The 9109-nt window shown below is 71.5% G+C and carries 11 protein-coding genes; 4 read left to right on the top strand and 7 right to left on the bottom strand.

The window, feature by feature from the left end:
* Nucleotides 1–1280, top strand: a 1280-nt coding sequence (locus NBZ83_RS26345) for a mannosyltransferase YkcB-related protein (protein ID WP_498041082.1), incomplete at its 5' end; no start/stop codon positions are given.
* Here NBZ83_RS26345 and NBZ83_RS26340 read toward each other — a convergent pair.
* Together NBZ83_RS26340 and NBZ83_RS26335 are read right to left on the bottom strand one after the other, a co-directional pair.
* The gene (locus tag NBZ83_RS26340; RefSeq protein ID WP_261575999.1) at nt 1220–1888 is read right to left on the bottom strand and encodes a hypothetical protein; all 669 of its coding nucleotides are present in this window, start codon (nt 1886–1888) and stop codon (nt 1220–1222) included. The two genes, NBZ83_RS26345 and NBZ83_RS26340, sit on opposite strands and share 61 nt — an antisense overlap.
* Before the next feature lies 1 nt (nt 1889).
* The gene (locus tag NBZ83_RS26335; protein ID WP_261570840.1) at nt 1890–2093 is read right to left on the bottom strand and encodes a hypothetical protein; all 204 of its coding nucleotides are present in this window, start codon (nt 2091–2093) and stop codon (nt 1890–1892) included.
* Nucleotides 2094–2311: 218 nt separating this feature from the next.
* Between NBZ83_RS26335 and NBZ83_RS26330 the strand changes: the two genes are divergently transcribed.
* Nucleotides 2312–3583: an ATP-binding protein gene (locus NBZ83_RS26330; protein ID WP_261575998.1), complete on the top strand. Its 1272-nt coding sequence runs from the start codon at nt 2312–2314 to the stop codon at nt 3581–3583.
* Nucleotides 3584–3659: 76 nt separating this feature from the next.
* Here the strand turns inward: NBZ83_RS26330 and NBZ83_RS26325 are convergent, their stop codons facing one another.
* The 3 genes from NBZ83_RS26325 to NBZ83_RS26315 form a co-directional block, all read right to left on the bottom strand.
* Nucleotides 3660–4871: a cytochrome P450 gene (locus tag NBZ83_RS26325; protein ID WP_261575997.1), complete on the bottom strand. Its 1212-nt coding sequence runs from the start codon at nt 4869–4871 to the stop codon at nt 3660–3662.
* A gap of 111 nt (nt 4872–4982) precedes the next feature.
* Entirely contained in the window at nt 4983–5237 is a 255-nt protein-coding gene (locus tag NBZ83_RS26320; protein WP_261570837.1) for a hypothetical protein, read from the bottom strand.
* A 42-nt stretch (nt 5238–5279) separates the two neighbouring features.
* The gene (locus NBZ83_RS26315) at nt 5280–5513 is read right to left on the bottom strand and encodes a hypothetical protein (RefSeq protein WP_261570836.1); all 234 of its coding nucleotides are present in this window, start codon (nt 5511–5513) and stop codon (nt 5280–5282) included.
* 282 nt (nt 5514–5795) lie between these two features.
* On the opposite strand from NBZ83_RS26315, the gene NBZ83_RS26310 reads away from it, so the two are divergent.
* On the top strand, nt 5796–6542 hold the full coding sequence (locus NBZ83_RS26310) for a GAF and ANTAR domain-containing protein (RefSeq protein WP_261570835.1): 747 nt from the start codon (nt 5796–5798) through the stop codon (nt 6540–6542).
* Between the two features lie 59 nt (nt 6543–6601).
* Here NBZ83_RS26310 and NBZ83_RS26305 read toward each other — a convergent pair whose 3' ends face one another.
* A complete protein-coding gene (locus NBZ83_RS26305; RefSeq protein ID WP_261570834.1) occupies nt 6602–8023 on the bottom strand; it encodes a DUF2786 domain-containing protein in 1422 nt (473 codons plus the stop codon).
* Between the two features lie 141 nt (nt 8024–8164).
* Entirely contained in the window at nt 8165–8425 is a 261-nt protein-coding gene (locus tag NBZ83_RS26300) for a globin family protein (RefSeq protein WP_261570833.1), read from the bottom strand.
* Between the two features lie 9 nt (nt 8426–8434).
* On the opposite strand from NBZ83_RS26300, the gene NBZ83_RS26295 reads away from it, so the two are divergent.
* A complete protein-coding gene (locus tag NBZ83_RS26295) occupies nt 8435–8866 on the top strand; it encodes a DUF4143 domain-containing protein (protein ID WP_261570832.1) in 432 nt (143 codons plus the stop codon).
* Nucleotides 8867–9109 lie beyond the last annotated feature (243 nt).

Here is a 9109-nt window from a genome sequence, read left to right as displayed (position 1 = left end):
GTGGTGGGTTCGGGGGCGGCGCCGGCTGGGACCGGCTGTTCGGCGACCAGATCGGCGGCCAGGTCTCCTGGTTGATCCCGGGTGCGCTGATCCTGCTCCTCGGCGGCCTGTGGGTGACTCGGCGGGCGCCGCGCACGGACCGGACACGGGCCGCGCTGCTCCTCTGGGGCGCCTGGATGATCGTGACGTCGATCGTGCTGAGCTTTGCCCAGGGAACCTTCCACCCCTACTACACGGCGTCGATCGCGCCGGGCATCGCCGGGCTGGTCGGCGTCGGCACCTGGACGCTGTGGCGCGCCAGGCAGCAGTGGACGAGCCGGCTGCTGCTGGCCGCCGCGGTCGCCGCGACCGGAGCCTGGTCGTTCACACTGCTGGACCGCACCCCGTCCTGGTATCCATGGCTGCGGGTGGTGGTGATGGTGGCCGCCGCCGCCGCGACGGTGGCGTTGCTGATCCCGCGCGCGCTCGTCGGACGGATGGCTATCGCGGTCGCGACCTGCGGGCTCGTCGCCGTGCTCGGCGGCCCGGCGGCGTTCGCGGCCGTCACCGCCACGATCCCGCAGTCCGGGGGCCAGCCGACGGCCGGGCCCGCGGTCCGCGGCGGCCGCGGTGGAAACGGCGGTCCCGGCGGCTTCGCCGGCGCTCGCGGCTTCGGCGCTCCCGCCGGTGCCGCTGGTGGAATCGGCGTCGCCGGTGGTGGTGCTGGTGGTGGTGGTGCCCGGACTCCCGCGGCCGCCGCCGGGACGGCGGCTGGGACCCGGCGTGCCGGCCGCCGCGGCGCGGACCTGCCGGGGGCCACAGCCGGTTCCGGCGGCCCCGGCGCGTTCGGCGGCTCTGCGGCGGCGGGCGGCCGACGCGCCGGCGGGTTCGGCGGGTTCGGCGGCGGCGCCACGAACGCCCAGGTGGCGTCGCTGCTGAAGGCCAGCCGCGGCTACCGGTGGGCTGCCGCAGTGCAGGGATCCTCGGCCGCGGCCGGCCTCGAACTCGCCTCGGACACGTCGGTGATGGCCATCGGCGGCTTCACCGGGCGCGACCCGGCGCCGACCCTGACCCAGTTCGAGAGCGACGTCCACGCGGGCCGGGTGCACTACTTCATCGGCACCGGCGGGTTCGGCGGGTTCGGCGGCCGGTCCGGCGGCCGGTCCGGCGGGCCGGGCGGCACGATCAGCACCTGGGTCCAGCAGCACTACAAGGCGACGACGATCGGCGGCGAGACCGTCTACGACCTCACCGCCCCCGCGACAGCATCGTCCGCCGGCCCGGCGCGATCGGGCACGTGATCCGAACCGTCCGGACGCTTCGAGCGTGACCGCAGGTCCGCGCCCTGCCCGCCGACCGACCGATCGGCGGGCAGGGCCGGCCGGGAGATGGCGTGGCTGGTCAGGCGGTCCGGGCTTCGGGTCGCCGGGCGACCTGGACGATCTATTGGCCAGATGCCACCGGCACGCACCCGACCGACAGGAACAATCCTCAGCCCCACAGGCCAGACGATCTCTTCGAGGAGGAACTGGGCCTTCGCGTCGATCGGGCGGTCACTGTAGACGGACTGGACGAGGTCGAGGCCTTCGTCGACGGTGAGGTGGTCGGCCTCGAAGTACCTGGTCGCAGCCGGATCTGGGCCGGGCAGGAAGCCCTTCACCGCGTCGTTGAGCCAGTCGGCCGAGAGGGCGTGGCGTTCGGCGAGCGCAGCGGCTGCGGCGCGGACGACGCCGGTCGGCAGGAAGACGGCATCAAGGTGGCGGGTGGAGCGCGTCGCGTCGTAGACGAGGGCGAGCGCGGCCCCGCCGACAAGGAACAGGTCGGCCTTGGCGCCGCGCCGGCCCAACTCGTCGTTGAGCTCCCGGAGCAGGCCGATGATCGACTCACGGTCGAGGCCCGGGCCGGTCATGTCACGCCCGTTGGAGCGCGCCGACGGCGAGGACGGCGAGAGTCAGGCTGGGGTGGCCGCGGAAGAACGGGACGCGGCGGGTCCTGATCGCGAAGATGATCAGAGCCTGGGGGGCGAGGGACTCGACGAACCAGCCGGAGCGGAACTGGGCCGGCCCGGAGCGGAAGATCCACAGCTTGACGGCGAAGGTCACGAAGTCGAACACCGAGCTGAGCAGCCCGAAACACGTTTTCGGAGGGCATGGGTGGCTCCACATGGTCTCGACGCAGTCAGGCTGCCCAGATCCCCTCACCCAGCCCGACGGATCCGTAGCTCGCGGCCCTCCAGATTCGTAGGTCGAAGTCCTCCAAATCCGGAATTCGTGGCCCTCCAAATCCGGAACTCGGGGCGCTCCAGATCCGTAGGTCAACTAGACTTTCGGCCATGAGTACCCAGCTGCGCGGACTGGTGCCGCGACGACTGGCACCGATCGTCGCGAGCCGGATGGCGGAGGAGCCCGTCGTGCTCCTCCAGGGTCCTCGGTCCGTGGGGAAGTCGACCCTGCTGCGGAGCCTCGCCGCCGACATCGGCGCGGAACTGGTCGATCTCGACGACCTGGCCACCCGCGACGCGGCGGCCAGAGACCCCGGGATGTTCGTCACGGGCGCCGACCCGGTCTGTATCGACGAGTACCAGCACATCCCGATCATCCTCGACGCCATCAAGGCCGAACTCAACCGCGACGGTCGGCCGGGCCGCTTCGTCCTCACCGGCTCGGCCCGACACGAGGCCCTGCCCCGTGCCGCTCAGGCGCTCACCGGTCGCCTGCACCGGCTGCCTGTCTACCCGCTGTCGCAGGGTGAGCTCCGCGGGGTTCAGGAGCATCTGCTCGACGACCTGTTCGCCGACCCGGCCGCCGCCGTGGCCGCGGCCCGACCGTCGGACACCACCCGCGAGGACTACATCGACAGCGTCACCGCGGGTGGGTTCCCGTCGGTGCTCGCGCGAGCCTCTCTCGCGTCACGCAACCGCTGGTTCGACGACTACGTCAGCCTCAGCCTCGAACGCGACGTCCGCGACCTCAGCAGGATCCGCCAGGCCGCCTCGCTGCCCGCCCTGCTCGAACGGCTGGCCGGCCAGACCGCACAGATACTCAACATCACCCGAGCAGCCTCCAGCGTCCGCCTCGACGAGAAGACCGCGCACAGCTATGTGCGGCTCCTCGAGGCGGTGTTCCTGCTCTACCGGCTGCCGGCCTGGGGCACCACGCTCACCACCCGGTCCACGGCGTCACCGAAAATCCATGTCCTGGACTCCGGGGTTGCGGCCCGCCTGATGCGCCTGACCCCACAGAAACTGGCGGCGCGCAGCCCGACCGCGTTGACCGAGTTCGGGCACCTGCTGGAGACGTTCGTCGTGACCGAGCTGCTCAAGCAGGCATCCTGGGCGGACTGGGTCGGCGGGGTCGGCCACTGGCGCACCCGCGACGGCGACGAAGTCGACCTCGTGGTCGAACGCGACGACGGGACGGTGGTCGCCTTCGAGATCAAGGCCGCCGGGCGGGTACCGGGCGAGGACCTCGCCCCACTACGCAAGCTCCGCGACGCCACCGGCGACGCCTTCGTGGCCGGCGTGGTGTTCTACCTGGGAACACGCTCGTACACGTTCGAAGACCGCCTGCACGTCATGCCCGTCGACAGAATCTGGGCTCCTTGACGTCCTCTCCGCCCGGAAGCCGAAGGCTGGATGTTCAGCGCCGCATCGACGTCCCGGTCGCTCCATCGGCCTGTGGTCAGCGGGTACGGACGTCCAGCGGCAGCCGGGTGGCGCCGACCATCAGCCACGGGTCGCGATGCTCCACCGGTACGTCCGTGGCCACGGCGATCTCACGGTAGCGCTCCAGCAGGATGCCGAGGGCGATCCTCGCCTCCAGCCTCGCCAGCGGTGCGCCCAGGCAGAAGTGGATTCCGTGTCCGAAGGTGAGGTGGGGATTGGCCGGGCGGTGGATGTCGAAGCGGTCGGGATCTCCGAACACCCGCTCGTCCCGGTTGGCCGCCGTCAGCCAGGTGACGACGAGATCCCCGGCAGGTATCACCGCCTCGCCCACCTCGGCGTCGGTGGTCGCCCTCCTGGCCAGCCTCGGGAAGGGGGTACGGACCCGCAGCACCTCTTCGATCGCCGCGGGCAGCAACGTCGGGTCCGCTCGCACCTGCGACGCGGCGTCCGGATGCTCGTCGAAGCACAGGACCGTGTTGCCCAACGTCGCAGTGGTGGTGACATGCCCTGCGAGCAGCAGCAGCCCGACGAAGCCGACGATCTCGGTGTCGTTGAGACGGTGCCCGTCGACCTCCGCCTGCACGAGCCCGCTGGTCAGGTCGTCTCCGGGCCTGGCCCGGGCGGCCCGGATATGGTCGATGAGGTAGCCGTTCATCTCACGCATCGTCGGCGCGGACCTCCGCACGGCCTGCGCGCTGAGCCGGGGCAACGGGGTGTCCGGTTCGATGTTCCCCCGGTCGAACAGGGCGTCGGCCCAGCGCCGGAACACCGGCCGGTCGGACGTCGGGAGGCCGAGCAGCTCGGCGATCACTATGACCGGCAGCGGATATGCCAGGTCATCGATCAGATCAAGACGCTCGCCGCGATCGCCACCACTCGCGTCGAGCAGCCCGCGGGTCACCTCGGCGATCCGCGGGGCGAGCCCGGCCACCGTCCTCGGCGTGAACGCCTGGCTGACCAGGCCGCGCAGCCGGCGGTGCCATGGCGGGTCCATCCGCACGAAGTTCCCCTGCTGGAACAGCTCCATGTCCTCCTGGCGCGGCATCAGATCGCCGAGGTCGGACGAGAAGGTCCCGGGGTCCGCCAGCACCCTGCTGCCTTCCGGGTGCCCGAGCACCTGCCAGCACTGCTGCCTGTCGTCGTGGTGGACCTGGCCGCGCCGACGCGCCCGCTCCAGGAAGGCCAGCAGGTCCGGCAGCGAGTGCGCTCGCACGTCGGTGGTGGGCACCACCTCTTCATCCCCGTCGGGCCCGCACCCCACACCCGCGCGGCGAGGTTCCGCGCAGCCACGGCATCCCCGGGACAGCCATCGAGTGCGGCGGCGTCAGCTGGTACTCGCTCAACGCCCGTCCCGCGTGTCGGCTCCGGTGAACGGCGCCGCACGGAAGCCCGAGTCGTCTCCTCGGTGGAAGAACAGGCGCCCGCTGAGCGCGCCGTCCTCACCCAGCGCGGCCCGTTCGCCCGCTGCGGCCGCAGCGGCCGCCGGTTCCCACAGGACCTCGATCAGCCGAATGTCCGCCGGGACGATGTCACCCGGCCCCAGGGCGCCAAGATCGTGTAAGACGTCCACGGCCGGCCGCGCCGTCGCGGTCATCATTGCCGTCCGCGGAGACGGATGAGGGAAGGGCGATACCGCTCAGCTCAGACCGGTGGCCTCGCACGCGTCGGGCAGCGTCGGCCAGCCGGTGCCGAGCATCAGCCAGCCGTCGTGGCCGGCGAGACGGTTGGTCGGATCGTGGACCTTGACCTGCCAGCTACCGGCGCTGGTCTCCCGGGCATAGGCGGCTTTGCCGCGATACGTTCCGTAGTAGCTGCCAAGATCTGCTGCCGGTTGGGCCCGCACGGAGGTGGGCACGTTTTCGGAGGGCATGGGTGGCTCCCGCAAGGAGGTCACCGGGGCACCCGGCGGTGAGCGGTCATGCTCGCGGGGTGCGGCGTGGGCGGCGATCCCCGACCCGGGTCGGCTGGTACTCAGCACTTTCACCGTACGCCCCCGCCGCCACCCGGGACTCCGAACCGTCACCCTCCCATTTCGAAGCCATTGCCAAAAGTAACGGAGGCGCCTGGTCCGGCGCCTCGCGCGCCTCACTTTCTGGTCTACGGTTTGGGTCGCGGCGATGCTGGTTCGGCGCTGACCTGTTTGGGAGCTGCTGTGGACGAGGACGATCTGGCGGCGAGCCTGACGGGACTGGCGGGGCTGTTGACGGGGCTCCGGCCGTTGCGCGAAACGCTGATCCAGATCGCGGAGCTCGCGGTTCAGGCGATTCCCGGGGCGCAGGGCGCCGGCCTGACGATGCTGGAGGACAACCGGCCCCAGACTGTGGTGGCCAGCGCCGAATTCGTGCGGGCGGCGGACGACGTCCAGTACCGGCTGGGTGAGGGGCCGTGCCTGCTGGCGGTCGAAACGGGGCGCACGCAGTTGTCCGGGTCGCTGGGTGGGGAGACGCGGTGGCCACGGTATGGCCCGCGGGTGGGGCGAATGGGCGTGCACAGTGTGCTCTCGCTGCCGTTGCTGCTGCCCGATCGGGTGGTGGGGGTGATGAATGTGTACGCCCATGCCAAGGACGCGTTCGGACCCCATGCGGTTCGGACCGGCGAGCTCTTTGCCCAGCCGGTGGCGGTATCGGTACACAATGCCCAGGTCCTGGCTCAGTCGCAGCGACTGGTCTCCCAACTCCAGGAGGCGTTGACAAGCCGCGCCGTCATCGACCAGGCGCTGGGGGTAATCATGAGCCGCACAGGCAGCGGCCCCGAGGAAGCGTTCGAGCGGCTGCGAACGATGAGTCAGACCCGCCACCTCAAGGTCGCGCAGCTGTCCCGGGTGCTGGTGGACGAGGCGGTGGGCCGCGCCCGTGCCCGGCAGGCCACCACCGAGGGCCTGGGCCAGACCACTCCCTGATCCCTGCCGGTCGATCCCTGCCGGTCGCTAGCCGGGTCGGTCGCTAGCCGGGTCGGTCGCTAGCCGGGTCGGTCGGCGGTCACCTCGTCGCGGGTGTGCAGGGAGGCGAGGTCGGCGGCGGCCCGGCCGGACGCCCATCCCTCGCCGTCGGTTGCGCTCACCGAGCGGGCGACGATCTCCGGGAACATCGTCTCGGTCGCTTCCCGGACGGAGTCCGTGCGGGCGGCGAGCACGGGCAGCAGGCGACCGTCACCCGCCTCGGCCGCGGCCTGCTCGCTCACCTGCTCGGTCGCGGCCATCAGGCGTTGGCCGATGCGGACCGCGAACGAGGCGAGGAACGACTGGCGGAACGACCGGGTGCGGGATCGTCCGGCCCGGTCCTGGCGGGACCCGGCCTTCATCATCGCCGTGGTCGCCTGGACCAGCAGCGACGTGTAGAGCAGTTCGACGGCGTCGAGATCGGGCTCGAAACCGACCACCGTCGCGAACCCGAGGTTCTTCGACCACACCGAACGGCACCGGTTCGCGTCGGCGACCACGTCGAGCAGGCTGGCCTTCGCCACCTCGTAGGGGTTGTCGATGCCGACCCGGCGGCCGGCCGGGGTGTCACGGGATCCCTCCCCCGCCGCCGCGAGCAGCGCCTCGTCGATGCTGTGCCGGGCCATCAGCTCCTGCGCCTTGGCGGTGAGCGCCTCGGCCTCCTCGGCGAACCCGGTCGACTCGGCCTTCGCCAGCAGCGCGCGGACCTTGTCGAGCATGCGCGGATCGGCGCTGCGGTCGGACATCGATCCGGCTGACTGGCCGCCCCGGGCTCCCCGAGCGTGGCCGCGGCCGTGGCCTGAGGTGTCACGTCGCGCGGCGCCTGGCGGGGGGCACAGGGATTCGAGCTTGGGCAGGGTGTTCAGCAGGATGAGCAGATCGAGGGTGTCGACGAGCACCTCCGCCCGGTCCCGACCCTCCCGGTCTCCCCAGGCGTCCAGCCACGCGTCGTCGCGATCCCACCACACGGTGGCGTCGAGTGCCGCAAGCTGGGCGTTCCACCGCTCGTCGACGGTGGTGGCCGCGTACTGGCGCATCCGGAGGGCGATCGTATCGACGGCGAGCCGCACGAGCCGCGGGCTGCCCCGGCGGTTCACGATCCGGTGCAGGTCAACCGGCTGCCAGCCATGCTCCCAGGTGGCCCCGACGACGCGGTCGAACCAGCCGACCAGGCTACGGTTGACGAGCCGGCGACCGCTCAGCCCGCCCGGCGCGGCGGCCAGCGACTCCACGTACTCCGCCAACGATTCGTCATCCTCGGCGAGCCTGGCGTTCAGCGCTGCCGCGACCAGCAGGTCGGCCGTCTCCGCGAACAGCTCCCGCTGGCTGCGTTCCTCCTGGTAGAACGGCCCCGCTCCAGGCCCGGTGGCCTGGGCGCGGCCGCGGGTCGCGCGGGCCTTCTGCTTGGCCTTGCGACGTTCCCGGTTACGGCTGCCCACCATCACCTCGGATGCTCGGATGCTCGGACCGGCCTGCCGGCTCCGAGTATCCCAACCCTCGCATGCCGGCCGGCAGCCGATCAGCGGCGGGATACCTGTGCTTTCGCGTGGTCTCGACACTGATTCCTCGAGGCCGCCACGGGTTCAACGTTGCAGTCCGTCCCAGGACCACCGCGGAATGGTCAGGCCAGCCGGGACCCCGTCCGCGGATTCCTGGTCCTGCGCCATCATGGTGGTGGTGGCCCAGGCGAAGTAGTCGTGCAACGCCTGCCGGAGCGGCTCGCCGAGTTGCGGCCTGACGTCCTCCAGGGCCTGGTCGAAGCAGGCGATCGCCCGGCGGTCCATGCCTCGGCCAGCCGCAGGCAGCCCCTCGCCGCCGCCCGCAGCCTCGTACAGACTCGCCACGGCCCCAGGATGCCAGCGCCGTGGGACGGGGGCCATCACCTGGCGGATACCCACCGCCACGCCGGTCTGACGCCGCAGAAGCTGGCGGCGCGCAGCCCCACCGCGTTGACCGAGTTCGGGCACCTGCTGGAGACGTTCGTCGTGACCGAGCCGCTCAAACAGGCATCCTGGGCCGACTGGGTCAGCGGAGCGGGCCACTGGCGCACCCGCGACGGCGACGAGGTCGACCTCGTGGTCGAACGCGACGATGGGGCGGTGATGGCCTTCGAGGTCAAGGTCGCTGGGCGAGTACCAGGCGACGACCTCGCCCCGCTGCGCACACTGCGTGACGCCGCCGGCGACGCCTTCGTAGCCGGCGTGACCCGCTACCTGGGAACACGCTCGTACACGTACGAGGACCGCCTCCACGTCATGCCCGTCGCCAGAATCCGGGCCCCATAGTCGATCATGGTGTTCCGCGGAACCACGCCCCGGTCCTCGCGTCTGCGCGGTCGTTCGCCGGGCCCGGCCCGGGGCCCGTCCGACTGTTACGTGCGGTGACGGGCGAGGAGGTGGGAGCGAGGTCCGGCATGGGGCCGGGTGGCTCTATTGCTATGCACAAATCGGACGCCAAACCATCCAGAAGGACCACGGTGGCCGCTCTCCCACGCCTCCACCCCGAACCGCCGCCAGCCCCCGCTACGC

This window comes from Frankia gtarii (assembly GCF_025403375.1).
In the GTDB taxonomy this organism is placed as follows: domain Bacteria; phylum Actinomycetota; class Actinomycetes; order Frankiales; family Frankiaceae; genus Frankia; species Frankia gtarii.
This window is presented reverse-complemented; position numbering and strand designations above follow the sequence as displayed.